The sequence below is a fragment of the Cytobacillus oceanisediminis genome, assembly GCF_007830235.1.
Classification (GTDB): domain Bacteria; phylum Bacillota; class Bacilli; order Bacillales; family Cytobacillaceae; genus Cytobacillus; species Cytobacillus oceanisediminis.
The window spans coordinates 204,062-230,225 of record NZ_VLKI01000005.1 but is presented as its reverse complement, the minus strand read 5'-3'; the positions used below and the strand labels follow the sequence as shown (position 1 = coordinate 230,225).

Below are 26,164 nucleotides of genomic sequence, written 5' to 3'. Positions count from 1 at the left end.
TCTACAGAGCCTAGACCTTCAAGAATGCCCAAAAAGACCCTCTTTTTGAACAAGGACTTTATATATCATTTCTTAACACTTTTACTGGCTTCATTAAACCCGGTTTCCGAGAGTGATGTTCATATATAGCTAACACCACACCGCCAAGGGTTTCAACGGCTATGGGACCTTTGGTGTCAAGCAAATGATCAGGGATAGTTAATACAGCCCCATTTTTTACTTTCTCTGCTACTTTATCACTTATTTGAAATTTCGGCAAATGAGAAAGCGCGGCTTCCATAGGCCGGAGAACCTCAGTAAAAGTTTCTTTTTCCACCCGATCTTCAATCTCTTCAAAAGTAAGGCAATCTTCCAGTGTAAGAGTTGCAGACTTTATTCTTACAAGCTCTGACATATGTGCCGGGTAACCAAGTTCACTTCCGATCATGACAGCGAGTGTCCGGATGTATGTCCCTTTGCTGCAGGCCACCCGGAATCGGAAGGTGATGTTCTCACCTGTGAAAACAGCTCTATCATCCAAAAGTTCAATCGAATAAATATGGACTTGCCTTGAGGGCCTTTCCACTTCAATTCCCTGTCTTGCATATTCATATAGCCGTTTGCCATTCACTTTAACAGCTGAAAACATTGGCGGAGTCTGTGTAATTTCACCGGTCAGACTTTTCAATACAGCCAGTATTTGCTCTCGGGTAATTGGTGCATTTACATCTTTCCGCTCCACCACTTCACCTGATGCATCTTCCGTTGTAGTGGAAAAGCCAATCGTTACATCACCTTCATAGGACTTCCCTGCATCTGTTATGTACTCTGCCACCTTCGTTGCCCTGCCAAGGCAAATAGGCAGAACTCCTGTTACATCAGGATCCAGTGTTCCAGTATGGCCGATTCTCTTCATCCTTAAAATCTTACGCAGCCTGAAGACACAATCATGGGATGTCATTCCTTTTGGTTTAAAAAGCGGTAAAATTCCTTCCATTTATGTATCACCTCATTTTAGAAAAAAATGGATAGACAATTGTCTATCCATTAAAAATTATTCTTCATCTTTGGCGGAATCTTCGTCTTTGGAACGGCCTTCATCCTGAATCTGATGAAGCAATGACTCAATACGGTTACCGTAGTCAATGGATTCATCAAATTCAAACAGGATTTCCGGTGTTTTTCGAAGCCGAATTCTCTGGCCGATTTCAGATCGGATAAATCCTTTTGCTTTAGCCAGTCCGCGAAGTGTATTTTCTCTCTGCTCCTCATCACCCAAAACAGAAATAAATACAGTTGCCTGCTGGAGGTCACCGGTAACTTGAACATCTGTTACCGTAACAAATCCAACCCGCGGATCCTTTATTTTCCGGCCGATGATTTCGCCCAGTTCTTTTTTCATTTGTTCTCCAACTCGATTTGCTCTAAGGCTCATTTCTATTTCACCTCTTCTTAAAGCCACTCTAAATCAGTAATTGTCCGTTCAATTTCAGGGAACGAATCAATCATTTTCAGCGCATTTTGCAGCTCATGTTCCGTTGAAACCTGGGTGGACGAGACAGCCACAATGGCAATTTTGGTTCTTTGCCATAGATCCTGGTAATCCACCTCTGATACAGAAACATTGTATCTTTGCTTCAAGCGGGTAAGTATTCGCTGCAAAACAGCCCGTTTTTCTTTTAATGAATGTGTGTCATAAATAATACATTCACAGGCAGCAAGGCCAATTACCATTAACGTTCCACTTCCTGCATAATATATGCTTCGATAACGTCGCCTTCTTTTACGTCATTGAAGTTTTTAATGGTAATACCGCATTCATAGCCCTGTGCTACTTCTTTGGCGTCATCTTTGAAACGCTTCAGCGCATCAACTTCCCCTTCAAAGATAACAACGCCGTCACGGATCAGGCGGATTCCGCTGTTACGCGTAATTTTTCCGTCCGTTACATAGGAACCGGCAATTGTACCGATTTTGGAAACTTTGAAAGTCTGGCGGACTTCAGCTTGACCGATAATTTTTTCTTCAAACTCAGGATCAAGCATACCCTGCATCGCCAATTCAATTTCCTCAATAACTTTATAGATAATGCGATGCAAGCGGATATCGACATCTTCTGCTTCTGCTGCACGTTTCGCATTATTGTCAGGGCGAACATTAAATCCGATTACGATAGCGTTGAAGGCTGCTGCCAATGTAATGTCGGATTCATTGATCGCACCTACACCCGTATGAAGAATACGTACATTTACGCCTTCTACGTCAATTTTATGAAGGGCAGCAGTTAAAGCTTCAGCTGAACCTTGAACATCGGCTTTTACTACGATGTTTAAGTCTTTCATTTCCCCTTGTTTCATATGTTCAAACAAGTTATCAAGACTTACGCGGGTTTTTTCGCTGCGCTGAGCCTGCAAAGCCTGTGACGCACGAGCTTCACCAACCTGGCGGGCTGTCTTTTCATCATCCAGAACAACAAAGCGGTCCCCAGCCTGCGGTACATCATTTAGGCCCGTAATTTCTACAGGTGTTGACGGTCCGGCAGTTTTAACTCGGCGGCCAAGATCATTCACCATTGCACGAACACGGCCGAATGTATTTCCAACAACGATCGGATCCCCTACCTTCAATGTACCGTTCTGCACAAGAAGTGTAGCGACTGAACCGCGGCCTTTATCTAGCTGTGCTTCGATAACTGTACCAACTGCATTGCGGTCCGGGTTTGCTTTGTATTCTTCCACTTCACCGACAAGCAAAATCATTTCAAGAAGCGCGTCAATTCCTTCGCCAGTAATAGCTGAAATCGGAACAAAGATTGTATCTCCGCCCCAAGCTTCAGGAACAAGGCCATGCTCAGTTAGTTCCTGCATAACTCGATCCGGGTTTGCTGCTTCTTTATCCATTTTGTTTACAGCCACGATAATTGGCACCTCTGCTGCTTTTGCATGGTTGATTGCTTCAACTGTCTGAGGCATTACACCGTCATCGGCTGCAACTACTAGAATCGTGATATCTGTGATTTTCGCACCGCGCGCACGCATTGTTGTAAATGCAGCATGTCCTGGTGTATCAAGGAATGTAATCTTTTTGCCGTTTTCTTCAACCTGGTATGCACCAATATGCTGAGTGATGCCTCCAGCTTCACCCGCAGTAACCTTCGTATTGCGGATGGAGTCAAGCAATGTTGTTTTACCATGGTCAACGTGGCCCATGATTGTAACAACAGATGGACGTTCAATTAATTCCGCATTTTCATCTTCTGTGAAGTATACTTCAAGATCAGTTGTATCAACTAATACTTCTTCTTCTACTTCAACGCCATATTCACCAGCAATCAATTCGATGGCATCTTTGTCAAGGTCCTGATTAATGGTTGCCATAACACCAAGCATGAAAAGCTTTTTAATAATTTCAGAAGGTTCGCGGTGCAGCTTCTTTGCCAGTTCCGCTACTGTCAGTGATTCGCTGAAAGTAATTTTTGAAGGAAGCTCCTTCACTTTCTTAGGAGCAGGGGCTGCCTGTGTCTGCTGCTGTTGCTTACCTTTGTTGTTTTTGTTCTTATTGTTGTTTCTGTTATTATTTCTGTTGTTATTATTGTTTCTATTATTGTTGTTATTGCCTCGGTTGTTTCCGGAGAAGTTTTTGGACTGGCTGCCCTGTCCCTGGCTTTTGCCTTCACCTGATTTATTTTGAGGCTTTCCTTTTTGGCCTGATGAATTTTTATCATCAGTCTTGTTGGAAGCCGGTTTTGGACTCCCTTGTGGTTTTTGCTGGTTTTGAGGCTGTTGGCCCTCTTTTTTGCTGAAGATGCCGTCAAGCTTTTGTACAGCACCCGGCTCTATTGTTGTCATATGGTTTGAAACCTCAATATTCATGTCTTTTAATTTAGTAATAACATCCTTGCTTGAAATGTTATGTTTTTTCGCATATTCATAAACGCGCATTTTACTCATACTTTCACCCCCGCTAGTATTAATCGAGCAACGTTAACAGCTTTTTTGCAAATCCGGCATCTAATACTGCCACAACAACGCGGGCTTCTTTCCCTATAGCTTGGCCGAGCATTTCCCGGTTTTCTATAAGCTTATAAGGAACCCCGTATGATTTACATTTATCTGTAACCTTTTTTGTCGTATTTGCGGATGCATCTGCAGACAGCAAAACAAGCTTTGCTTTGCCGTTTCTGATATCTTTAACAGCAAGCTCTTCTCCCGAAGTAATTTTCCGTGCCCGATTGGCTAAGCCAAGCAATGACATCCATTTATTTGAGTTCATTTGGATTGCCGTTTCTCCTTCTCTATTAACTCCAAAAGTTCTTCATAAATAGATTCATCTATGGAAACTTCTAATTGATTGGCTAAGATATTCTTCTTTTTGGCTAGTAACACTGCTTCCTTTTCTTTGGAAAGATAAGCGCCGCGCCCTGATTTTTTTCCGGTCGGGTCTACAGAAACTTCTCCTTCTTTGGAGCGAACGATGCGAACGAGTTCTTTTTTCGGTCTCATTTCACCGGTAGCGACACATTTTCGCAAAGGAACTTTTTTACGGCTGTTCACGATCATCCACCTCTTTCCCTATTCTTTCTCCTCTAAAAGGTCATCCTGAAAAGCGAAGTCTGCATCACTATCATACTCTTCGTTTTCATACTCATCATTGTCAAAGTTCAACAAAGTTTCTTCACGCGGATAAATGCCGGATTCGCGAGCCTCTGTTTCTGATTTGATGTCAATCTTCCAGCCTGTAAGCTTAGCTGCCAGCCTTGCATTCTGGCCGCGCTTGCCGATTGCCAATGAAAGCTGGTAGTCAGGTACGACAACAGTTGTCGCTTTATCAACTTCATTCACAATGACATCAAGCACTTTTGAAGGGCTCAGGGCATTAGCAACGAAAACGACAGGATCTGAAGACCATTTAACGATATCGATTTTTTCGCCCTTTAGCTCGTTTACTACCGCCTGGACACGTGTTCCCTTAGGCCCTACACATGAGCCTACCGGATCAACTTCTTCATTGTCGGAATGTACAGAGATTTTGGAACGGTCTCCGGCTTCACGGGCAACAGATTTGATTTCTACAGTTCCATCATAGATTTCAGGAACTTCAATTTCAAATAATCTTTTTAGCAGTCCAGGATGTGTTCTGCTTACAAAGATTTGCGGTCCCTTAGTTGTCTTTTCAACTTTTGTGATAAAGACCTTAATGCGGTCATGGGGCTTGTAGTGCTCATTCGGCATTTGTTCATTCGCGGGAAGGATCGCTTCAATCTTACCAAGGCTCACATAGATGAACTTAGGATCTGTACGCTGGACAATTCCCGTCATGATATCTTCTTCACGGTCGATAAATTCAGAATAAATGATGCCTCTTTCCGCTTCACGGACACGCTGTGTAACGACCTGCTTGGCAGTCTGGGCAGCAATACGCCCAAAATCCTTAGGTGTTACTTCCATTTCTACAACATCTTCCACCTGGTAGTTAGGATTGATTTTTTGAGCGTCCTCCACAGAGATTTCAAGACGAGGATCAAACACTTCGTCTACTACTTCTTTGCGGGCAAATACTCTCATTGTTCCATTTCCAAGGTTTAAATCGATGCGCACATTTTGCGCCTGGTTAAAGTTTCTGCGGTAGGCTGACACCAACGCCGCTTCAATTGCTTCGATAATCACATCGCGAGAAATGCCTTTTTCTTTCTCAAGCAATGTCAGAGCATCCAAAAGTTCACTGCTCATGAGATTTATATCCCCCTTTATTTCTCTTTTAAAAATGATAAGGAAAAGCGAAGTCCTCTTATGCCGAACAGCAATTTTCTTTCATTTAATAAGCAAGCCCGCAATAGGCCGTCATTAAAAAATAACGGCCAAACGGGCATTGGCTACCTTCTCATAAGGAATTTCCACACTTTTCTTTCTGGTTTTGATTTTTACTTCAACCGTAACGGTCTCGCCGTCAAATTGTGTTAAAACACCTTCGAACGTCTTTTCTCCATCAATCGGCTCGTATGTTTTAATGAAAACATTTTTGCCGACTGCTTTTACAAAATCTTTGTCTTTTTTTAGAGGGCGTTCAGCTCCCGGCGATGAAACTTCCAAGAAATAGTTGTAAGGAATCGGATCTGCAGCATCAAGTTTTTCACTTAATTTTTCACTTACCAGTCCGCATTCCTCAATATCAACACCAGTTTCTTTATCAATAAATACGCGAAGGAACCAGTCTTTCCCTTCTTTAACATATTCAATGTCGACTAATTCTAAATTAAGCTCATCCACTATAGGGGTGACTAATTCTTCTACCGTTTCAGTCACTTTGCTCATTCATTTCCCTCCTTTAACTTGGATTCTTAGCTCTTGTTTTTTCAAAATTTATATAAGTTATTAGGAAAAAACCGTACACAACACGAAAGAGTGGGTTGCCCCACTCTTCCTTTTGCGAGAGTTATTCTTAGTATTTCCAATAAAACTATACCATAACCAAATTTTTTATGCAAATGGAATAGCTGTCAGCACAAGGGTTTGGACCATACCAAGTCATTTTTTCTCCTGTTCTTTAAGCTAGAAAAGAGACAGCTGGTTTTGCTCAGGAAGGGATTCCAGGCATCCGTGATTATCTAAATACTCAATAATGGTCTTGGATACTTTACCGCGCTGCTGCAAATCTTCCTTAGAAAGGAATTCCCCTTCCTCTCTTGATTTAACAATATTGAAGGCCGCGTTCGTTCCCAGGCCTGGAATTGAATTAAAAGGCGGGATTAATGAATTTCCATCGATAATAAACTCACTGGCGCTTGACCGGTATAAGTCTACCTTCTGGAAGTTAAATCCTCTTTCGTTCATTTCCAAGGCCAGCTCCATTACGGTTAAAAGATTCTTTTCTTTTGTTGAAGCATCAAGTCCCTTTGCATTGATTTCTTCAATGCGAGCCCGGATGGCCTGTGATCCCTTTACCATGGCATCTACATCAAAGTCCTCTGCGCGGACAGTAAAGTATGCAGCGTAGTACATCAGCGGATGGTGGACCTTAAAGTACGCGATCCGGACAGCCATCAATACATAGGCTGCGGCATGGGCTTTAGGGAACATGTATTTTATCTTTTTGCAGGAATCAATATACCATTCCGGCACTTCATTCTTTCTCATTTCTGCTTCCATTTCGTCGCTAAGGCCCTTACCTTTACGGACGGACTCCATTATTTTAAAAGCAAAAGCAGGCTCAAGACCTTGATAAATCAAATAAACCATAATGTCATCACGGCAGCCGATTACTTCGCTCAAGTTACAAATATTATTATGGATCAATTCCTGGGCATTTCCTAGCCAAACATCTGTACCATGTGAAAGGCCTGAAATCTGGACAAGCTCTGAGAAAGTCGTTGGCTTTGTGTCTTCAAGCATCTGTCGGACAAACCGTGTACCAAACTCAGGGATTCCAAGTGTTCCAGTTTTACACATGATTTGCTCTTCTGTTACCCCCAGAGACTCTGGACCGCTAAAAATCTTCATCACTTCAGGGTCGTCAGTAGGAATTGTTTTTGGATCGATGCCGCTAAGATCCTGCAGCATCCTGATGACCGTCGGATCATCGTGTCCCAGTATATCCAGTTTCAGAAGGTTATCGTGAATGGAATGGAAGTCAAAGTGAGTTGTCTTCCATTCAGATGTCCGGTCATCTGCAGGGAACTGGATTGGCGAGAAATCGTAAATATCCATGTAATCTGGAACAACGATAATACCGCCCGGATGCTGTCCGGTTGTCCGTTTTACCCCGGTGCAGCCGGAAGCCAGCCTATCAATTTCCGCGCCCCGAATTTGCAGGTTGTTGTCCTGCTGATAAGCTTTTACATAACCGTAAGCCGTCTTATCTGCAACAGTGCCAATAGTTCCTGCACGATAGACATAATCTTCCCCGAACAGCACTTTGGTATAGTTATGGGCTCTTGGCTGGTACTCACCCGAGAAGTTCAAATCGATATCGGGAACCTTGTCCCCTTTGAAACCGAGGAAGGTTTCGAAGGGGATATCATGGCCATCTTTTTTATATTTTGCTCCGCAATTCGGGCAATCCTTATCAGGCAGGTCGAAACCGGACCCGACTGATCCGTCATTAAAAAACTCTGAAGTTTTGCATTCAGGGCATACATAATGCGGCGGGAGCGGGTTTACCTCTGTAATTTCAGTCATGGTTGCGACAAATGAGGATCCGACTGATCCACGCGAACCAACAAGATAGCCATCATCCAGTGATTTTTTTACAAGCTTGTGGGAAATCAGGTAAATAACCGCGAACCCATGCCCGATAATACTCTTCAGCTCTTTTTCAAGGCGGGCTTCAACAATTTCCGGAAGCCGATCTCCATAAATTTTTCTGGCCATACCATAACTCATACTTCGCATCTCTTCATCTGCGCCTTCTATTTTAGGCGTATACAAATCATCTTTAATCGGTTTTATTTCATCAATCATATCTGCTATTTTATTGGTATTTTCAACGACTATTTCCTTCGCTTTCTCTTTTCCAAGGAAAGAGAAGGCATCAAGCATTTCATTTGTTGTCCTGAAGTGAACATCAGGCAGCTTATGGCGGTTAAGCGGATTAGCGCCTCCCTGGGAATTTACGAGAATCTTTCGGTAGATTTTATCATTAGGGTTAAGATAGTGTACATTTCCAGTAGCCACCACCGGAAGTCCCAGCTTGTCCCCAAGCTTTACAATATTGCCGATAATCTCCTCCAGGGCTTTTTCATCTCTTACCAGTTCAAGCTCCAAGAGGTGGGCATATACATCTTTCGGATGGACTTCAAGATAATCATAGAATTGGGCCGTATCTTCCACTTCATCAGGTGATTTCTGCATCATACCTTCAAATACTTCACCTTTGTCACAGGCAGATCCCACCAGAATTCCTTCACGATGCTTTTGCAGCACGGATCTGGGAATTCGGGGAACTCTGTAAAAGTACTCAAGATGAGCAATCGATACAAGCTTGAAAAGGTTTTTCAGGCCTGCTTCTGATTGGGCAAGAAGCGTGCAATGGTATGGTCTGGCACGCTGATAAGCATTGCCCTGGCCCATATTATCATTAAATTGATCATGGAATTCAATCCCTTTTTCGTCTGCATGCTTCAGCATCTTTAGAAGCAGATAACCAGTAGCTTCTGCATCGTAAATGGCACGGTGATGCTGGGTAAGTTCAACATCAAACTTTTTCGCCAATGTATTCAGACGATGATTTTTCATGTCCGGATATAAAAAGCGGGCAAGTTCCAGCGTATCAATAACAGGATTAGTGGCCTTTCCTATGCCGATCTTTTTATAGCCGACATTAAGGAAACCCATATCGAAGGATGCGTTATGGGCTACCAAAACGGCGTCCCCTGCCCACTCATGGAATTTTTGCAGAACCTCTTCTACTTCTGGTGCATTTTCAACTAGATCATCCGTTATACCTGTCAAATTAATGGTCGTTGCTGACAGCGGATGATGAGGATTTGCAAAGGATTCAAACCGGTCAATGATTTCACCATCATGTATCTTTACAGCCGCAAGCTCGATGATCGTATCATAAACGGCTGATAAACCTGTTGTTTCAACGTCAAAAACCACATAGGTATCTTCAGTCAACCTGCGATGGGCGTCATTATAAGCAATTGGCACCCCATCATCTACAAGGTTGGCTTCGATTCCATATAGAATTTTGATGTCATTCTTTTTCCCGGCACCGAATGCTTCAGGAAATGACTGGGCTACTGCATGGTCCGTTATGGCGACTGCTTTATGCCCCCATTTTTTTGCTTGGGAAACCAAAGCGCTCACAGATGAAACGGCATCCATTTGGCTCATTGGGGTGTGAAGATGCAATTCCACCCTTTTTTCTTCAGCAGGAGCAGTATCCTGCCTTTGTATAGGCTTAATTTCATTTATATCATTGCCAATCATGACCAGGTCACGGACAAAGGTATCATTCTGTACGCTGCCGCGGACCTTAAGCCACATACCTTTTTGAACGTGCTGGAAAAGGGCCGCATCCTCTTTGTCACGCGAGAACATTTTTACAAGTATGGAGCTAGTGTAATCGGTAACTTTAAAAGTTAATAATGTTCTGCCGCTGCGAAGCTCCCTTGTTTCGGCAGCAAAAACATATCCTTCAATCGCAACACGCCGCTCTTCATCTACGATATCGATCAATTTGCGGTAATCGGCATCATCTTTAATCGTAAGACCGATTGTTAGAGGGCCTTGAGGAGCTGAATTGTCAGCTGATTCTGCTTCGGCTTCTTTCTTTTGCATTTCAATCGCTGCCTGAAGTCCGCGCTCGTGGTCCTCTTTCCGTTTTGCCTCCATGAACTTTTCATATTCTTCATTAGAGCCTTCTGCAGAAACCTCTGTATCAATTACTAATGCAGGAAATCCAAATAGCTGAAGTACATCTGAAATGGTGCCAGCATATTTCTTTTTAATTGAGAGGCCTTCCAATTCATTTCGCACCTTGATGATAATCTTATTGCCCTGTACAGAAGGAACTTGTTCATTCAATAGCTTGATTAGCGGCGGTGCCATGCCATCCATCTCCTGAATACAGCTGTGCCAGTATTCAAGAACAAGCTTTTCAGTAAAATCCTGATTTTGCACAGAAATGCTATAGGAGATTTCTGCAATATGGGAAAATGACTTTTCCAGCTGATCTGTAAAGCGGCTATAGACACTGCAAGGCAAAATGCGCGGAAAGACAAAATAAAAATGCCATTTCCGTGAATGCCTTTCCACTACAACCCTTTCAATCTGGGCATCATGAAAGTGTTGAACAAAGGCATCTTCGGTAAGCTGCATCTGCTGGAGCAAGAGCTGGAATCTAGACGGTTCGCTCATCTTTCTCTCTCCCATCCATTCAATAATCTAGTTCTCTATTTTTAATTGTTATATCAGTTAAGTTTTAATGTCACATACGCTATTGCCATAGCAAAAATGACAGACGAACTTAATTATAACATATAGACTCTGCTAAAAAACTTCATTTATTTTCTAGTGATTGAAAAAACGGATTCCGTTTTGGAACCCGTTTATCAGGATTAGCGATTGAATGCTATTGTAAAAAGGGCAGCTGGCTTAAGCCCAGATTACATAAGCAGTCCAGTTTATAATGCTGACATTATTTCAGTAATTTTTTCTGCAAGCTGATCTTTATGGATTTCCTGCATGTCGCCTGTTTTCCTTACCTTTACTTCAACAATGCCATCTGAAGCTTTTTTGCCCACTGTAATACGGATTGGCAAACCAATAAGGTCAGAATCTGCAAATTTGACCCCTGGACGTTCCTGGCGATCATCCATTAGCACTTCATAGCGATTTTGCTTCAACGTAGAATATAATTCCTCTGCAAGGGCGGCTTGAGCTTCATCTTTCATATTAATAGGAATCAGGTGAAGGTCAAATGGCGCAAGCGCACTCGGCCAAACAAACCCATTTTCATCATTGAATTGCTCAGCAACCGCAGCCATTGTCCGTGATACACCTATACCATAGCATCCCATAATCATCGGCTGGGTTCTGCCGTTTTCATCTAAGTAAGTCGCTTCCATCGCTTCGCTGTACCGTGTGCCCAGCTTAAAGATATGGCCAACTTCAATTCCTTTGGCAAATTGGATTACCCCTTGTCCATCTGGTGAAGGGTCTCCCTCTTGAATGAATCGAAGGTCTGCATACTGGCTTACATTGAAGTCCCGGTCAGGATTAACATTTATATAATGGGCACCCTCTTCATTGGCACCGCATACTCCATTAATCATTGCTTCCACTGCATGATCGGCAACGACATCAATATCTTTCACACCGATTGGCCCTATTGAACCTACCGCACAACCCAGCACTTGCTTTGTTTCTTCGGCACCTGCAAGATCTACCGCGGCAGCCTCAAGCAGATTTTTCAACTTGATGTCATTCACTTCATGGTCTCCGCGCACAAGAACAAGAACATATTTTTCATCTACTTTAAAAAGAAGTGACTTAATGCATTGCTCTTTGGCAACGTTCAAGAAAGACGAAACCTCGTCAATTGTTTTCTGGTTTTCTGTTGCAACCTTTTCAAGTTCTTTAGCTCCCTCATCGCTCTTCTTGTATTCAGCAATGACCGGAGCCATTTCAATATTGGCTGCATAATCCGATGTATCAGAATAGGCAATTGTATCTTCCCCTACATCTGATAGGACCATGAATTCATGTGTGTCTTTTCCGCCCATTGCGCCAGAGTCGGCAATAACTGCTCTGAAATTCAAGCCGCAGCGTCTAAATACATTGGAGTATGCTGTATATAGCTTGTCATACATTTCATCAAGGCTTTCCGCAGATGAATGGAAGGAATATGCATCCTTCATTATAAATTCACGACCGCGGAGAAGTCCGAAGCGAGGGCGCTTTTCATCACGGAATTTAGTCTGGATCTGGTAAAGCGCCAATGGCAATTTCTTATAAGATTTTACCGCATCACGAACAAGGCTTGTTATCACCTCTTCATGGGTAGCACCCAATGCGAATTCACGCTGATGGCGGTCTCTCATTCTCATAAGTTCAGGTCCGTATGTATACCAGCGTCCCGATTCCTGCCATAATTCAGCCTGCTGAAGAGCTGGCATTAGAAGCTCAGCAGCTCCGGCATTATCCATTTCTTCTCTAACAATCGCTTCAACCTTTTGCAGGACTTTTTTAGCCAATGGCATATAGCTGTATATTCCGCTTGCGTTTTGGCGGATAAATCCCGCTCTAAGCAATAATTGATGGCTGCGTATTTCTGCATCTGCTGGTACTTCTTTAAGAGTAGGAATAAGCGTCATGCTCTGTTTCATTTAATAGCACCTCTATTTATTATTATCAAATATGTAAGCCAGTTTAACTGGCATCCAACTGCAACCTGTTTTTGAATAAAAGAAGGGCAATCCCTGTCCTTCCGGAAATCGGCATTGGCTGCTATCCGGATGGCCGAAGACTTTACCCTTCTCTTTCATGAAACGTTTGTGAATTTTACAGGAAAAATCTCTGGATATCGTTCCAAGTGACCACAAGCATTAAAAGCATCAGAAGGGCAAAGCCAATAAAGTGGACCATTCCCTCTTTATGGCGGTCAATTGGTTTACCCCTTACAGCTTCAACAGCAAAGAACATCAATCTTCCGCCGTCAAGAGCAGGAATAGGAAGCAAGTTCATAATCCCAAGGTTAATACTCAGAATGCCCGCCCATTTCATCAGATAATAGATGCCTGACTTAGCGACTGTATCTGTAGAAACATAAATGCCGACAGGACCTGATAGGGCATCAATAGAGAATTGCCCTGTTACCAGCTTTCCTAGCATGATAAAGATTTCTTTTGTCCAGAAATATGTTTCTTTTGCTCCATAGGTAATGGCTTTTAACGGTGATTTTTCCATGGGGCTGTAAACACCGATAATCCCAATTTTTTCGCCTTCAACATCCTGAACCTTTGGTGTAACCGGAATGTTTAGCTCTTCACCATTTCTGTCCACCGAAAATTCAAGCTCTTCATTCGGGTTTTGGCGGATGATTTCAACAACGTCGGACCAGCTTGAAATTTCAGCTCCATCAACACTGTGGACAATATCCCCTTCCTTTAGGCCAGCCTCATAGGCTGCACCATCAGGAGTCAATTTTCCAAGTGCAGGCTCATTTGTTGGAATCCCTTGCAATAAGGCAATTAACACAAAAACGATAAAGGCAAGCACAAAATTCATCATAGGGCCGGCGAATATCGCCATCGTCCTTTGCCCCAATGTCTTTGAAGCAAATTGGCGGTCATATGGAGCAATAAGTGTTTCTGCCCCATCCTCAATTAAGACGGCGGAAGGACTGATCTTAAACACTTTGAGTGTTTCTTCCTCTTCGCCTTCCACATACCCTTTAATCACAAGGTCGTGCTCAATATCAGCGTGTTCAACCTCAATGATTCTTGCTTCCGGGTATTTTTCTTTATTATTTAAAATAATTTTGCTTACTTCTTCGCTTCCATCCAGGATCAAACCAATGCGATATCCAGGCTTGATTTCCACCATTTCGGGGTCCTCTCCGGCCATGCGCACAAATCCGCCGATCGGAAGAAGGCGTATTGTATATACTGTTTCATCTTTCTTAAATGAAAATACTTTCGGTCCAAAGCCTATAGCAAATTCCCGGCATAGGATTCCAGCTCTTTTAGCAAAAATTAAATGTCCAAGTTCATGGAAAAATACCAATGCCCCAAATATAACGATAAAGGCTATTACTGTACTCAAGTTTTAACCACCTTTGTTTAGAGGTTGTTCAAATTATGCTGAAAAAAACACATGGCGCATCGTGCCAGCCACCCATTCGGCTGAGAAATTTCCTAGAAGCAGCTTTCAGCGTTTGAACTCAAGCTTATAGAAGCGAGTTAACATATTTTCTCGTTTCCAAGTCTGTCTCCTGAATTTGGGCAAGACTTGGATTGGAGATTTTATCATGGTTGTTTAATGCTCTTTCGATGAAGTCTTCTATTTGCAGGAATGTTATCTTTCCATCTAAGAAGGCAGCAACAGCAGCTTCGTTTGCTGCATTAAGTACGGCTGGCATCGTACCGCCAGCTTTGCCCGCTTCATAAGCAAACTGCAGACAGCGGAAACGCCCGAAATCCATTTCTGCAAAATGGAGTTTTCCAATTTCAGCAAGGTTCAGCCTGGTAGCTGAAGGCAGCGGCAGCCTGTCAGGATAAGTTAAGGCATATTGAATGGGGACTCTCATGTCCGGGGTACCAAGCTGTGCAATAACACTGCTATCATGGAACTCTACCATTGAATGAATAATGCTTTCCTTGTGAAGCAAAACATCTATTTTGCTGTACTCCATGGAAAAAAGCCAATGGGCCTCAATTACTTCAAGCCCTTTATTCATCATTGTCGCAGAATCAATGGTGATTTTCGCTCCCATTGACCAATTTGGATGATTAAGCGCTTCTTCAACCGTAACATTTTCAAGTTCCTTGCGGGTACGGTCTCTGAAGCTTCCACCAGAAGCAGTCAAAATTAGCCTTTCAATATTCTTCTCCTTCTCTCCCTGCAAGGATTGAAAAATAGCAGAGTGTTCGCTGTCTACCGGAAGAAGCTGAACACCATTCCGCTTTGCTGCTTCCATTACAAGGTGGCCGGCTGTTACAAGGGTTTCTTTGTTTGCAATTGCAATTGTTTTCTTTTCCTCGATCGCCTGCAATGTCGGATCAAGTCCCACACTTCCCAATACTGCATTAACTAGAATATCTGATTTCGGGTAAACTGCCACCTCTATCAAACCATTGTGTCCATATGTAAATGTTATGCCGGGAAATTCAGCTTTAAGAGTATCTGCGAATTTTTTTTCTGAAACTGATACAAGTTCCGGCTTAAAATCCCGGATCATTTTCCTGGCCAAATCTATATTCCTGCCGGCAGACATTGCTGCAAGCTTAAAATCCTCAGGGTGTCCCTTAATAATATCAAGGGTCTGTGTCCCAATTGAACCTGTCGCACCCATTAAGCTAATATGTTTCATAGTCTCCTCCTGTTAGAAAAGCGAAAGCGCCTTGCTCACCCCCGACAAGCACAAGACGAGCCTCCCGGGAAGGTGTTCTTTACCTTTCTGGGAGGATTGGCTTGTGACCTCGAGGGGGTAGGCGCTGGAGCTGGACAGTTATCTAAATTAAAAAATATAAAATCTCTTATCTTTCAATTTATGCTTTAGGGCCGATTGAAAGATTTTGTTAATCTATAGTTTACAGCAAGTGAAAAAAGTGGAGCAATGGCAATACAAATAATAAGCTGTCAAAGCGGTCCAGGATACCGCCGTGGCCAGGCAGGATATTTCCAGAGTCCTTTACATTATAATGGCGCTTTAAAGCAGACTCTACCAGATCGCCTATTTGCCCAAACACAGATAGTATTGCGGTAATAATTAAAAGCCCGATCAGGGACTCGTTTATATTTGTGAAAATAATAAACACTGCCGCAACGGCAAGAGCACAAATCACTCCTCCCAGTGAGCCTTCCACTGTCTTGTTAGGACTTATTTCAGGCCATAGCTTTCGTTTGCCCATAGCCTTTCCTATAAAGTAGGCCCCTGAATCTGTTGCCCAAATGAGAAACAGCGCAAAAAAGATATAAGTCAATCCTTCGGCTGCAAACCGGGTTTCCATAAAGTAATAAAACCCTATCCCTACATATAGGGTAGACATGATGGAGAAGGCTACATCATCAAACGTAAACTTATTTTTCGTCGCAACAGTATAAGTTAAAAATAAAAGAACACCAAAAAGGGCAACCTCGATTTTAGTATAATTGAAATCATCAAGGATCGGCTGGAATTCTTTAGGCAAAAGAAAAACCCATAATAAAAACAAAGAAATAATTCCCGGAATAGAGAACAAACTTAATTTCCTCATTCTTAATAATTCATACAGCGCAATGGACGCCAGCAAATATGCCAGTATAATCATCGGCATTCCGCCATATATAATTACCGGGAGCAGGACCGCCCCAAAAATGATCGCTGTGATAACTCGTTGCTTCATTAAATTTTCAACACCTTTATTGTACTCCCCCAAAACGCCGCTGGCGGTTTTGGAATACTTCAATCGCTTCCAGCATTTGCTCTTCATCAAAATCCGGCCACAAAACATCTGTAAACCAAAATTCAGTGTATGCGAGCTGCCAGAGCATAAAATTGCTAAGCCTGATTTCACCGCTTGTACGAATTAACAAATCGGGATCTTGAAGCCCTTTTGTCATTAGGTACGATGAAAACTTTTCTTCGTTTAAGTCATTTTCATTCATTATACCACTTTTGCAATCTTTTAAGACATGTTTGACTGCTTCAAGTATTTCTGCCCTGCTGCCGTAATTAAGCGCAAAGTTTAATACTAGCCCTGTGTTATTTTTTGTCTCTTCCATCGCTCTTGCTACTGCATTACGGGTATGGGAAGGCAAGTGATCCATGTAACCAATCATCCTCACCTGCACATTTCCCTCGACCAGCTCCGGAAGGAAAGTCCCTAAAAATTCCTCAGGCAATTTCATAAGAAAATCAACTTCCATTTTGGGCCTCTTCCAATTTTCCGTAGAAAAAGCATATAACGTTAAGGTTTTCACACCAATTTCATTGGCAAACTTTGTGATTTTCCGGACAACCTTCATACCTTCATGGTGGCCCGCAATTCTTGGCAGGGCTCTTTTTTTGGCCCATCTGCCGTTCCCGTCCATTATAATGGCGACATGTTCAGGAATTTGCAGTTCCTTCATTTTTTCAACTCTCTCTCGGAGATCGGAAGAACTGTTTTGGGACTTCCATAACTTCATTTTATCAAACATATGACTGCTCCTTTAAAATAGGTTAATCCTCCGATAAAAGATAAATCAGAAAAGCGCAGGTGCGCTCTAAGCTGGACATCTGTCCTGCTTAATTAAGATTAATTGTATCTTTTAGAGATTATTTTTAACTGGTAAAATTATGATATTTCCTATTTCCGCATGCTAATATCATACCAAAAATAAAAAAATATATCTCTATAAAAGAGTATGTATTCAAAACAAAATTAAGAATAGACTGGTAAACCTCATATGAATGGTTCGCGTGCCGTTCCATTCCCCATCTCAAAAAACCCGGCTTCATTATGTAAAGTTTATATTCCCAAAGTGTAAAAAAACCCCCTATTGATAGAGGGTTCATCATATATAACTGAATTAAACATCAAGGATTTCTTTTTCTTTATCCTTCGTGATCGCATCAATCTTGCTAATATGTTCATCAGTAAGCTTTTGAATATCATCTGAGAATCCGCGAAGATCATCTTCTGTGATTTCCCCATTTTTTTCAAGCTTTTTAAGATCATCATTGGCATCTCGGCGCACGTTGCGAATCGCCACTTTAGCTTCTTCTGATTCCTTTTTAACAACCTTTACAAGCTCTTTGCGGCGCTCTTCAGTCAACTGAGGGATAGCCAGCCTGATCACACTGCCGTCATTGGAAGGATTCAAGCCAATATCAGATTTAAGGATCGCCTTCTCAATTTCGCCAAGAATTGATTTATCATATGGCGTAATAACTAAAAGACGTGCTTCAGGAACAGAGACTCCAGCAAGCTGGTTAACAGGTGTCGGAGCACCATAGTAATCTACAGTGATTCGATCAAGCAATGAAGCATTTGCTTTACCGGCACGGATACTTGCAAGCTCACGAGTGTAAGCTGAAATTGCTTTTGTCATTCTTTCTTTTGCATCTGCAATAACTTGTTTTGGCATTATTTTTTCCCCCTAACGATTGTTCCAATTGTTTCACCCAATACGGCGCGGTTAATATTGCCTTCTTCCATGATTGAAAATACAATTAACGGAATATTGTTATCCATGCATAAAGAGGATGCTGTAGAATCCATGACAGCCAATCCTTCCTTCAATACGTCAAGATAGGAAAGCTCGTCGTATTTCTTGGCATTTTTGTCAATGCGAGGGTCTGCAGAGTAGACTCCATCCACATTGTTTTTAGCCATCAAAATCACTTCTGCTTCAATTTCGGCCGCTCTTAATGCAGCTGTTGTATCAGTTGAGAAGTAAGGGTTACCGGTTCCTGCAGCAAAGATCACAACCCGCTTTTTCTCAAGATGGCGGATCGCTCTTCTGCGGATATATGGTTCAGCAACCTGTCTCATCTCAATAGAAGTTTGAACTCTTGTTTCTACCCCGATATTTTCCAGGCTATCCTGTAATGCAAGGGAGTTCATGACAGTAGCAAGCATTCCCATATAGTCGGCATTTGCTCTGTCCATCCCCATTTCCTCTCCGATTTTGCCGCGCCAGATATTTCCGCCGCCAACCACTACGGCAACCTCAACACCTAATTCAGCCAGATCCTTGACCTGAACAGCAATCGATTTAATTACAGAAGGGTTTATTCCGAAACCTTGCTCTCCTGCTAAAGCTTCACCACTTAATTTTAAGACCACGCGTTTGTATTTAGGGCTGCTCATAAGAACCTCCATATGTAGAATTAGAAAAGCGCAAGCGCCTTGGTCACCCCCGACAAGCACAAGACTAGCCTTACGGGAAGGCGTTCTTTGCCTTTCAGAGAGGCTTGGCTTGTGACCTCGAGGGGGTAGGCACTGGAACTAGATAGTTATCAAGCGCAAGCGCCATTGAAAGGCACCGGGCTAGACAATAATTTAATCTTTTCTTGAAAAACAGGGAACACAAAGTGTTCCCTGAATCATAGCTGTTATCGCTGTTTTTTAATTACTATTATTTTTTAACCTGGTTCATTACTTCTTCAGCGAAATTGTCTTCACGCTTTTCGATGCCTTCTCCAACTTCATAGCGAACGAACTCACGGATTTTCCCGCCTTTTGATTCAACGAATTTGCCAACTTTTTGGTCAGGGTTTTTAACAAAAGCTTGGTCGTTTACGCAAACATCTTCGAAATATTTGCCTAGACGTCCTTCAACCATCTTAGCAACGATGTTTTCTGGCTTGCCTTCGTTAAGAGCCTGCTGAGTCAATACCTGGCGCTCACGCTCTACTTCTTCCTGCGATACTTCATCACGGGAAACATATTTAGGGTTTAGGGCAGCAATGTGCATGGCAACATCTTTCGCTGCTTCTTCATCAGTTGTTCCTTCAAGAACAGTTAACACACCAATGCGTCCGCCCATGTGCAAGTAAGCACCGAAAGCATCGCTGTCAGTTTTTGTTTTGATTTCAAAACGGCGAAGAGAAAGCTTTTCACCGATTTTAGCGATTGCAGTATTAATGTGAGACTCTAAAGTAGCACCGTTAGCCATTGTTTGGCCTGCTGCTTCTTCAACAGAAGCTGGCTTGTTTGCAAGCAAATGCTCAGCTAATTCTTTTACAAGAGTTTGGAATCCTTCGTTCTTAGCAACGAAGTCTGTTTCAGAGTTTACTTCAAGGATAACTGCTTCGTTGCCGTCCACTTTAACTGAAGAAAGACCTTCAGCAGCAATGCGGTCACCTTTTTTAGCAGCTTTAGCGATTCCTTTTTCACGAAGGAAGTCGATTGCTTTTTCCATATCCCCTTCAGTTTCCTGAAGCGCTTTTTTGCAGTCCATCATGCCTGCGCCTGTTTTTTCACGAAGTTCTTTAACCATTTGAGCAGTAATTGCCATTATAAGATCCTCCTTAATGAGTTATGTAATAATATCTTTACCATTTATTGCTGTATGGAAAACTAAACTCAGCCTTTTCTTTAAAAAAAGGTGATAAAGGGTGCTCCCTCTTATCACCTTCTTTAAATCAAGAAAAAGCACTCTGGAGCTGTACAGCTCCAGCGCCACTAGGGGCTTCCGCTTTTCTATTAAGCAGTTGTAACTTCTTCACCTTGTTTAGCTTCAAGGATAGCATCTGCCATTTTGCCTGTTAACAATTTAACAGCGCGGATAGCATCATCGTTTGCAGGGATTACAACATCAATTTCATCCGGATCACAGTTAGTATCAACAATACCAACGATAGGGATGTTTAATTTGTGTGCTTCTGCAACAGCAATGCGCTCTTTGCGCGGGTCAATGATGAATAGAGCATCTGGAAGGCTCTTCATGTCTTTGATTCCGCCTAAGAACTTCTCTAAGCGCTCTTGCTCTTTCTTCAATTGAACAACTTCTTTTTTAGGAAGAACTTCGAAAGTTCCGTCTTCAGACATTCTTTCGATATCCTTTAAACGCGCAATACGCTTTTGGATTGTTTCAAAGTTTGTTAAAGTTCCGCCCAACCAGCGCTGGTTTACATAGAACATACCAGAACGGATCGCTTCTTCTTTAACTGAATCTTGAGCTTGTTTCTTAGTTCCTACGAAAAGGATTGTACCGCCGTTTCCAGCAAGCTCCTTAACGAAGTTGTAAGCTTCTTCTACCTTCTTAACAGTCTTTTGAAGGTCGATGATGTAGATGCCGTTACGCTCAGTGAAGATGTACTTCTTCATCTTAGGGTTCCAGCGGCGAGTTTGGTGTCCGAAATGTACACCAGCTTCAAGCAATTGCTTCATTGAAATTACTGACATTTTGTGTTTCCTCCTAATGGTTTTTTTTCCTCCGCTCATATCATTTTTAACCGGCAACTGCATGTGAACAGCACCATCCGGCTAAATCCATAAGCGTGTGTATTAACACCATTTGTTAATATAGCACAAGTGTTTTTGACAATCAAGCTATTCTTGCTGATTTTGGCGAAATTTAAGCATTAATGCAACTTCCGTTCTGCCTTTGCCTAATGTTTTGGCAATTTCGTCCTCCGTCAGCCCCTGCTTTCTCAATAAAAGAACGTTATCAAGAAGAGATGGCGCATGGTGTTTTTGGCCTTCAGATTCTCTCTGCTTTTCCACTTTCAATGCAGATGCTTCATTTACAGAACCAGAATCAGATTCAGCCTTTAATTCCATTTTTTCATCTGCTTGACTATCGGGCTGCGTATTTTTTTTATAAGCTCTCACTGCCTGGTAGGCTGATGCCTTTGCAAGGCGGTTAGGCTTTTCACTTTCTTCCATATTTTCTTGAGTTTTAGCGAGTTTCTCTTTCGATTCATCTTTTAAACGCAATGCATTTATTTTAAGCTGTGAAACCCTATTAATAAAATCATCGTTTTCTTCCTTCATCTGCACGAGGTAAGTGGAAATGACCTCTTCCATTTCATTAAACATTTTCTCCTGTTTTTTCTCTGTTTCCATTAGCTTGTTTTGCCGGAGAAACAGCAGGGTGAATGCCAAAAGTGCAATGATATTCAATAACAGGCTTAACGCTAACAGAAAAGCAGTCATACGATCCCTCTATCCGCTGTAATCAATAACCTTCCCTTTAAAAGGGTGGCTTTGTTCTCTACTGCTGTCTTTTTTCGTTTTTCTTTTTGGTCAGGTTCGTCCCGGCCTTTGTGATTGTTTTTTTCTTCTTTAGCGAGGCTCACGTTTTGTTTTTGTTCCTGTTTTATTACAGTGTGGCGGTTCTTTACTTCATCCTTGCGAGTTTTTTCAGCCGCAATCTCGCCCATCGCCTGGCCTCTTTGCTGGAGTTGTTCCTGAATCTTGCCGGCTTCAATGGTTCTCGGAAGTGCAACCTGATTTCAAGCTCATGTCCAGCCACTTCCTTTATTAAGCTCAGACTTCTCCTTGCCCAGGGGGTCAAACCAAATCTCACCCTTTGAGAAATAGAATCTTACACATCTGTTTCTTTGATGGATCACCTTTGAGTATTTTCCAAAATGTAAAGCTGTATTGGGAAAGACGTTCTCATGAATCATTACAGAGGCGCACATTTTTTCTTCTTTCTCCCTTTCAAGGGCTTCAAGCTTTTCAGTCATTTTTTTTAGTTCACTTTGTATATGGGCCTTGGTCGTTCGCTGTTTGAGGATGATCGATTTTTGCTCCTCTGTCAGTCTTCCTGTCAGCCTGCCCATTTCCAAAAGCTTTTTCTCAATGCTTTCCAGTTTTGTATGGTTATTGCGCAGCATGAGATATTCATTCATAAGCGCTTTTTCCTTTTCTGCCAAAGCAGTATCCATTCCGGCATGAAGCTCTGTTTTAGTGAATAAATGATTCCCGGATTCTTTAATTTCGATATCGGTCCCGGACACAAGCTCTCCTCCAATCACCATTGCTTGGCTGCAGCGGATTGCTCCTCCGGCATGCAGCTGGCTATGAAGTACAAACTTTCTTATTACAATATCCTGTTCAGCTTTGATTCTTGCCTGGTTAAGATAAGCTGCCTGAACATTCCCTCCCGCTGTAACTGATCCCTTATGGCTGCCGGAAATTCCTCCGGAAACAATTATATTTCCGTCTGCCTTCAGAACGGAACCTTCCACAAGGCCAAAAACGATAATATCCCCGCCAGCTTTGATCTCATAACCCGCTGGGACATTTCCTCTAATTAAAACATTTCCGACAAAATCTATATTCCCTGTTTTTAAGTTAAAGTCTCCTTTTACCTCAAAAACCGGATTCACAGAAATGCAATTTGAGGTGAAACTTACCTGGCCATCCATTAAAGAGTAAAATCTCTCACCATTTAAAATAACATTTTTACCTGGCTTAACTCTTAATGGCTTGCCATTCTTTGCAGGGATGGAATTACCAAAAATATCCTTTCCGGGTGTGCCAGGTGTTGGGGGAATAATGGACGCTAAAATCTGTCCTCTTTGTACAGAAGGAATATGAAGGACATCTCTGAAGTTAAACTTTTCTCTTTTTGTTTTTTTCTCATAGCGGACTTCATTCAGTAAATACGCATCACTGCCGTTTTCTGCATTAACCCCTTCAGCGATGAGGATAGGATCCTGCACCGGAAGGGGGTCTTGGCATATCCTTTTTATTGCTTCCTCATTAATTCCAAGGTTATCTTCTCCCTGGCAAGAAGCGAATTTATAATTCCTGATGAAATGGTCCCTTTTATTTCATTGCAGTCTAAGGGCTGCAGCATGGCAGATAAGCGATTTCCATCAACTAAAATCTGAAACTGAAGTTCCATACTGATTCCTTCTTTCTGCAGATAGCGGCTTGGCAGAGTTTTTATAAAACCTTCTCCAGCGACTGTCTGAGCTTAAAAATAGCTTTGGAATGAATCTGGGATATTCGCGAAGTTGACAATCCCATCACTTCGCCGATTTCCGTTAAAGTTAATTCTTCCTTGTAAAATAAGCTGATTACCAGCTGCTCTTTTTCATTCAATTGCGAAATTCTTTCGGCCATTTCTTCCAGTATCTCGTTTTTCAAAACCTTCTCTTCCGGAATAACCGCTTTATCATCCTTTATGGCAAATGAACCGCCTTCTTTATCCTCAGAATCGCCAGGCTGTTCATCGATTGATAATACGTTTGCATAAAAATGTTCATTCATAACAGAGTAGACTTCTTCTTCCCCCATCTGAACCTCGTTTGCAACTTCCTCTGCAGTGGCATATCGCATCAGCCGCTGTTCCAGCCTTTCTATAGCTGCTTCAATTTTCTTGGCTTTCTCCCTTGTACTTCTGGGCAGCCAATCTTCTTTTCTTAATCCGTCTAAAATCGCACCCCGAATACGAAAGGAAGCGTAGGTATCAAACTTTAAATCTCTCTTAGGATCAAATTTTTCCAGAGCATCGTATAAGCCCATCATACCAAGGCTTCGAATATCATCTCTTGAAACACTTTTAGGAAGATTCACTGATATTCGCTGCACATGATAGCTTACGAGAGGCATATATCTCTTTACAAGAAAGTTCCCCGCTTGAGCATCACGAGAATCGACCCATTTAGCCCAGTATGTATTTTCTTCAATCGTTAGCTCTGCCATGGCCATCCTCCTCAAACGTTTCCATTTCTATTAATTATCGCTATTATATCAAAATATTTCCTCTATTAATATTAAATTTAGGCTGTCTCCAGCTTATAAATAAGGGGATCGAGAGAGGCATTTACCAGGAGCGGATAGACTAATAAAAGTACATCAGCTTATATGGATTAAAAGCTGATGTAATTAGGTAACCTATAAAGAGGACTTCGGCAACCCTTAAATCACGAATTCACCTTTATTGACAGTCCTGATATTTAATTTGCCTGTTTTCGGGTTAAACTCAATGGTTCTCCCGCTGTTTCCGCCTACATCTTCTGCTAAAATGGCAATTTTCAAAATGGCCAGCTCCTTTTTTACAGCTTCCACGTTTCTGGGCCCGATCCTCATTAAATCACTGCCGGAAGAAAACTGGAACATCTGGGCTCCACCAGCAATCTTTGCTTTTAAACAGGAAGACCTCGCGCCGTTCTTCGACATGCAGCTGACGAGTTCCCTGATTGCTGTATCCGCATATTTAGCTGAGTTAAAGGCAGCTCCTTTAGCAAGAGATGAATCAGGGAGCATCACATGGGCAAGCCCAGCAATCCCGAAGCTAAGATCAAATACGACAACCCCTACACATGATCCTAATCCTGATGTCCTGATTAAATTCGGCGTTTTAACGATATTCATATCAGCTATACCAACTTTTACGGTTTCAAGCAGCTTATCCATGATCCAGAACTCCCAATGCTTTAAAAATGATTTGAAAGGACTCAGGGTCCGGAAGCAGGAAGAAATGGCCTTTAACGGAATCCCCGTCAGATTGGCTTTCTTCGTTCAAGGCCGTATCGATCACGATGGCATAATCGCTTACTTGGGAAATTTCCAGCAAACCCGTGCCAATAATCGCTCCTGCCATATCAATGCTAAGCATGGGCACAGATGGAAAAAGTGACAAATTTGTGAAATCTGATAAAGAAGATAAATATGAACCTGAAAGGATATTCCCGAGCTCTTGCAGGGCAGATAAAGCTAGTTCACTGTACGGTGTTTCTTCTGCTTTAAAAACAATGCATCCAGGCAAAGCACGAATAAAAGTTTCTGCCTGCTTTAGCGGCAGGACAAAGAACATGCTGCCCGGCGCATCTCCTTCAATTCTCAGAAACACCCCGGCCACTACATTCTCCGAACCCCCAGCCATATCCATCATTTCCTCAAAGGAAACGACCCGGACATCGGGAATAGTCATATCTATTTTTTTATTCAGCAAAGTAGAAAGAGCCGTCGCTGCATGGCCTGCACCAATATTGCCGATTTCTTTTAAAACATCCAAATGCATCGCGCTGATATTTTTTTTAATAAAATTCATCTTACATTCCTTCTGTTCCGCTCTGGATTGCCAGTTCATCCGGGTTAAGAACTTTTTCCAAATCTATTAATATCATTAATCTTTTTTCAATTTTTGTAACGCCTTTAATAAAATCTGCCTCTTCGGCACCGACAACTTCAGGTGGAGGTTCAATTGATTCTGCAGAAACATCGATTACATCATTGGCAGAATCAACAATCAGGCCTACCTCCATATCTTCCAAAACAGAAATAATGACTCGTGTTTGGTCGGTATATTCAGCCTCCTCAAGATTAAACCTGCTTCTAAGGCTGATGATTGGTGTAACAACCCCCCGCAGATTTATAACCCCTTTCACAAAGCCGGCTGTTCGCGGAACTCTTGTTATATGCTGCACCTTTTCAATAGAACGTACCTGGTTAACAGGAATAGCATACTCCTTATTTTTCAATTGAAACACGATTAATTTTAAATCTGCCGCTGCCGCCTCAGTCATACTGGTCACTCCTTTAATAAACGTTCAAATTAGTAAAAACGACGATGATAATTGGACAATC

26 protein-coding genes are annotated in these 26,164 nt (G+C 42.2%); all 26 read right to left on the bottom strand.

The genetic code is table 11. The features are described from left to right. Positions 1–58: 58 nt before the first annotated feature. Positions 59–976, bottom strand: coding sequence for a tRNA pseudouridine(55) synthase TruB (gene truB, locus IQ19_RS11400; RefSeq protein ID WP_144542536.1), 918 nt, complete (start codon positions 974–976; stop codon positions 59–61). 57 nt (positions 977–1,033) lie between these two features. Beyond that, positions 1,034–1,414 carry a 30S ribosome-binding factor RbfA gene (gene rbfA, locus IQ19_RS11395; RefSeq protein WP_110065649.1) on the bottom strand — a complete coding sequence of 127 codons (381 nt, stop codon included), beginning with the start codon at positions 1,412–1,414 and terminating at the stop codon, positions 1,034–1,036. 17 nt (positions 1,415–1,431) lie between these two features. Further along, a complete protein-coding gene (locus IQ19_RS11390) occupies positions 1,432–1,713 on the bottom strand; it encodes a DUF503 domain-containing protein (protein ID WP_144542535.1) in 282 nt (93 codons plus the stop codon). Next, positions 1,713–3,929, bottom strand: coding sequence for a translation initiation factor IF-2 (gene infB, locus IQ19_RS11385; protein WP_144542534.1), 2,217 nt, complete (start codon positions 3,927–3,929; stop codon positions 1,713–1,715). The genes IQ19_RS11390 and infB overlap by 1 nt, the downstream gene beginning before the upstream one ends. Before the next feature lie 19 nt (positions 3,930–3,948). Further along, entirely contained in the window at positions 3,949–4,251 is a 303-nt protein-coding gene (locus IQ19_RS11380) for a YlxQ family RNA-binding protein (RefSeq protein WP_144542533.1), read from the bottom strand. Next, the gene (gene rnpM / locus IQ19_RS11375; protein ID WP_110065653.1) at positions 4,248–4,532 is read right to left on the bottom strand and encodes an RNase P modulator RnpM; all 285 of its coding nucleotides are present in this window, start codon (positions 4,530–4,532) and stop codon (positions 4,248–4,250) included. Before rnpM ends, IQ19_RS11380 begins: the two co-directional genes overlap by 4 nt. Before the next feature lie 18 nt (positions 4,533–4,550). After that, positions 4,551–5,708, bottom strand: a complete 1,158-nt coding sequence (gene nusA, locus IQ19_RS11370) for a transcription termination factor NusA (protein ID WP_144542532.1) — start codon at positions 5,706–5,708, stop codon at positions 4,551–4,553. Positions 5,709–5,822: 114 nt separating this feature from the next. Next, positions 5,823–6,290, bottom strand: a complete 468-nt coding sequence (gene rimP, locus IQ19_RS11365) for a ribosome maturation factor RimP (protein ID WP_144542531.1) — start codon at positions 6,288–6,290, stop codon at positions 5,823–5,825. Between the two features lie 237 nt (positions 6,291–6,527). Next, positions 6,528–10,838 carry a PolC-type DNA polymerase III gene (locus IQ19_RS11360; RefSeq protein ID WP_144542530.1) on the bottom strand — a complete coding sequence of 1,437 codons (4,311 nt, stop codon included), beginning with the start codon at positions 10,836–10,838 and terminating at the stop codon, positions 6,528–6,530. 266 nt (positions 10,839–11,104) lie between these two features. Next, positions 11,105–12,808, bottom strand: a complete 1,704-nt coding sequence (locus tag IQ19_RS11355; RefSeq protein WP_144542529.1) for a proline--tRNA ligase — start codon at positions 12,806–12,808, stop codon at positions 11,105–11,107. Between the two features lie 175 nt (positions 12,809–12,983). Then, the gene (gene rseP / locus IQ19_RS11350) at positions 12,984–14,246 is read right to left on the bottom strand and encodes an RIP metalloprotease RseP (protein WP_144542528.1); all 1,263 of its coding nucleotides are present in this window, start codon (positions 14,244–14,246) and stop codon (positions 12,984–12,986) included. A gap of 124 nt (positions 14,247–14,370) precedes the next feature. After that, on the bottom strand, positions 14,371–15,513 hold the full coding sequence (locus IQ19_RS11345; RefSeq protein ID WP_144542527.1) for a 1-deoxy-D-xylulose-5-phosphate reductoisomerase: 1,143 nt from the start codon (positions 15,511–15,513) through the stop codon (positions 14,371–14,373). A 220-nt stretch (positions 15,514–15,733) separates the two neighbouring features. Beyond that, a complete protein-coding gene (locus tag IQ19_RS11340; RefSeq protein WP_144542526.1) occupies positions 15,734–16,528 on the bottom strand; it encodes a phosphatidate cytidylyltransferase in 795 nt (264 codons plus the stop codon). Positions 16,529–16,544: 16 nt separating this feature from the next. After that, positions 16,545–17,324: an isoprenyl transferase gene (locus IQ19_RS11335; RefSeq protein WP_144542525.1), complete on the bottom strand. Its 780-nt coding sequence runs from the start codon at positions 17,322–17,324 to the stop codon at positions 16,545–16,547. Positions 17,325–17,696: 372 nt separating this feature from the next. Beyond that, positions 17,697–18,254 carry a ribosome recycling factor gene (frr, locus tag IQ19_RS11330; RefSeq protein WP_144542524.1) on the bottom strand — a complete coding sequence of 186 codons (558 nt, stop codon included), beginning with the start codon at positions 18,252–18,254 and terminating at the stop codon, positions 17,697–17,699. Next, the gene (gene pyrH, locus IQ19_RS11325) at positions 18,254–18,979 is read right to left on the bottom strand and encodes a UMP kinase (RefSeq protein WP_144542523.1); all 726 of its coding nucleotides are present in this window, start codon (positions 18,977–18,979) and stop codon (positions 18,254–18,256) included. The genes frr and pyrH overlap by 1 nt, the downstream gene beginning before the upstream one ends. Positions 18,980–19,247: 268 nt before the next feature. After that, positions 19,248–20,129 (bottom strand): translation elongation factor Ts, encoded by an 882-nt coding sequence (tsf, locus tag IQ19_RS11320; RefSeq protein WP_144542522.1) that lies wholly within the window; start codon positions 20,127–20,129, stop codon positions 19,248–19,250. 188 nt (positions 20,130–20,317) lie between these two features. Further along, positions 20,318–21,019 carry a 30S ribosomal protein S2 gene (rpsB, locus tag IQ19_RS11315; RefSeq protein WP_009330721.1) on the bottom strand — a complete coding sequence of 234 codons (702 nt, stop codon included), beginning with the start codon at positions 21,017–21,019 and terminating at the stop codon, positions 20,318–20,320. A gap of 147 nt (positions 21,020–21,166) precedes the next feature. Then, the gene (locus tag IQ19_RS11310; RefSeq protein ID WP_144542521.1) at positions 21,167–21,772 is read right to left on the bottom strand and encodes a hypothetical protein; all 606 of its coding nucleotides are present in this window, start codon (positions 21,770–21,772) and stop codon (positions 21,167–21,169) included. Continuing rightward, positions 21,769–21,999: a hypothetical protein gene (locus IQ19_RS11305; RefSeq protein ID WP_242020959.1), complete on the bottom strand. Its 231-nt coding sequence runs from the start codon at positions 21,997–21,999 to the stop codon at positions 21,769–21,771. The genes IQ19_RS11310 and IQ19_RS11305 overlap by 4 nt, the downstream gene beginning before the upstream one ends. Positions 22,000–22,077: 78 nt before the next feature. Next, the gene (locus IQ19_RS11300; protein ID WP_242020958.1) at positions 22,078–23,289 is read right to left on the bottom strand and encodes a DUF342 domain-containing protein; all 1,212 of its coding nucleotides are present in this window, start codon (positions 23,287–23,289) and stop codon (positions 22,078–22,080) included. Between the two features lie 26 nt (positions 23,290–23,315). Further along, positions 23,316–23,474 (bottom strand): hypothetical protein, encoded by a 159-nt coding sequence (locus IQ19_RS27730; RefSeq protein ID WP_158638761.1) that lies wholly within the window; start codon positions 23,472–23,474, stop codon positions 23,316–23,318. 41 nt (positions 23,475–23,515) lie between these two features. Continuing rightward, positions 23,516–24,277, bottom strand: coding sequence for a FliA/WhiG family RNA polymerase sigma factor (locus IQ19_RS11295; protein WP_144542519.1), 762 nt, complete (start codon positions 24,275–24,277; stop codon positions 23,516–23,518). A gap of 216 nt (positions 24,278–24,493) precedes the next feature. After that, positions 24,494–24,991, bottom strand: coding sequence for a chemotaxis protein CheD (locus IQ19_RS11290; protein WP_144542518.1), 498 nt, complete (start codon positions 24,989–24,991; stop codon positions 24,494–24,496). Continuing rightward, positions 24,984–25,628 carry a chemotaxis protein CheC gene (locus tag IQ19_RS11285; protein ID WP_144542517.1) on the bottom strand — a complete coding sequence of 215 codons (645 nt, stop codon included), beginning with the start codon at positions 25,626–25,628 and terminating at the stop codon, positions 24,984–24,986. The genes IQ19_RS11290 and IQ19_RS11285 overlap by 8 nt, the downstream gene beginning before the upstream one ends. A 1-nt stretch (position 25,629) precedes the next feature. Continuing rightward, positions 25,630–26,103 (bottom strand): chemotaxis protein CheW, encoded by a 474-nt coding sequence (locus IQ19_RS11280; protein ID WP_144542516.1) that lies wholly within the window; start codon positions 26,101–26,103, stop codon positions 25,630–25,632. Between the last annotated feature and the right edge of the window lie 61 nt (positions 26,104–26,164).